Below are 1745 nucleotides of genomic sequence, written 5' to 3' on the forward strand. Positions count from 1 at the left end.
GGCTCAGTCTATGCAAGTGGGGCGGCAGCGGCTACGCGGCGTGGAGCAGTACCAGGGTCAGGAGCAGATCCGCGCTTACGGCAACCAGGCAGGGCGGGTGTTTTGGATTCAAATCGAAAGCAGTGCCGACCTGCCGCCGGACTACCGGGAGTACTTGGGCGAATACCAACAATTTCCAGTAGAAGTTGTAGCCGTGGTGCCGTTGCGGGCTCGACGGCTGCGCTTCCGTCAGGGGAATCGCAGTGCTGAGTGGCAGGTGGTGGGCATGAGCGGCCACTTTGAGGCTGAGGCGCTTAGCCACGACCTGACTCCGCCCGAGTTGTTTCAGCTCTAACCTATGGGGATCCCCAAGGCGCGATCGGGAAAATTAGGGCTTATTCTAGAGAGAAGCTTGAACTCAGAGTTTGCCAATGAGACTGCTTCAGCAGGAAGTCCCAGTTATCCTCAATCGCTTTCTTGTTAAGGAGCTAACTCAGGAAGACCTCACCTTTTATGAGTACAACTGTACGCTAAACCCCCTCCCAGAGCCAGAGGATGTGCGGAAAACTTTTTCCAAAATCTCCAGGATCTGTAATCAGCTAGAAGTGCTAGCTGTTCGTCTGGGAAATCGAATTATAACTCAGGAAAAAGTTCCAATCAGTAAGCTCAGGACAGAGGGTTGGGAGTTAGAAGAGCTAGGGCTTAGGGTTTTAACCTGTACCGATGTCCAAGAAAGAAGCGCTCTCGAAAGCTTTGAGCGCAAGAGGATAGAGTCCCGACTTAAGTCTCTGTTCAAAAAAACTGAAGTTGAATCAACAGGAGGAGGCTTGCTCTGGTGGATGACTAGTCAGGAAGGGGTAGAACTTTTCGGGGATGGCTGGGAAATCCACAGAGGAAGAATGATAGATGTTGCTGTTGAAACAGACGGAAAGCTTTACTTAGAAGTCGATATTCATTACCGTCTCTACACACCGTGGACTTTGCATGAATGGCTGGAAAACTATCCAGATGTTCCAATCAAGTTGGTTCGGAACACATACGATAAACATCGGACTTGGAAATATCTGGGTATTCTTTCCAACCGGTCGCCGTGGGAGGTTCCGCTGGCAGGACTGAACATTAGTCTGGCGGAGTTTCATTTGCGAAAACACAATGCTCCTCTAGAAGAGGTGGAAAGCTCTTGGGTAGTCGAGGTAGCTTCAAGGGAAGGGAGTTTTCCCCATCTTTCTCGAAGACTATCGCCTGTCCTAACCTTGGAAATACTAGCCAGTCTAGAGTGCAACAGTAGCCTTGCTAAAAAGGTTAGCGCCGCTGTTGCCGAGCGTATTAGAAAAAGTTTACAAGAACGACTGCAAGAGTCTAAAAAGACAGCAAAGACTATTATAGAGAGCGTCTACAACCTTACCAGAAGGGAAATTGAACCACTGAAGACTAAGGGATACATCTTGCTCAAGCCAAAGCTATTGGGATCGGGTCACAGGCAAGTCCAAAATCCCGCCCGGGTTAGGTACCAGGGATGTGCGAAGGTAGGCGAGACTAAGTTTGGATGTCTAAACCTCTACGACGACAAGCGAGAGTATCCTAGCGAAGTGCGCAAGTGCTTGCTTGAGGTAGCCCAAAAAAGCGGAGTAAAAGTCGAAGTAGACTTCTATGCTACTCGGCAGGACTACTTGCCTAAGAACGAGCTCGCCCGAAAAAGATTCTGGCAAAACTGGGCTGAGCAAGGGATCAAAACCGTTTTGGTCGTTATGCCGTGGTCACCCAAT

At 49.7% G+C, this 1745-nt stretch carries 2 protein-coding genes; both read left to right on the plus strand.

Annotation, left to right across the window (positions count from 1 at the left end; all coding sequences use genetic code 11):
• On the plus strand, nt 1-334 hold a 334-nt coding region (locus tag NW807_RS00955), incomplete at its 5' end, for a hypothetical protein (RefSeq protein WP_414425031.1).
• Between the two features lie 76 nt (nt 335-410).
• Nucleotides 411-1745, plus strand: a 1335-nt coding sequence (locus NW807_RS00960) for an argonaute PAZ domain-containing protein (RefSeq protein ID WP_414425032.1), incomplete at its 3' end; no start/stop codon positions are given.

Source organism: Synechococcus sp. R70.1 (assembly GCF_047461675.1).
Taxonomy (GTDB): Bacteria; Cyanobacteriota; Cyanobacteriia; order Thermostichales; family Thermostichaceae; genus Thermostichus.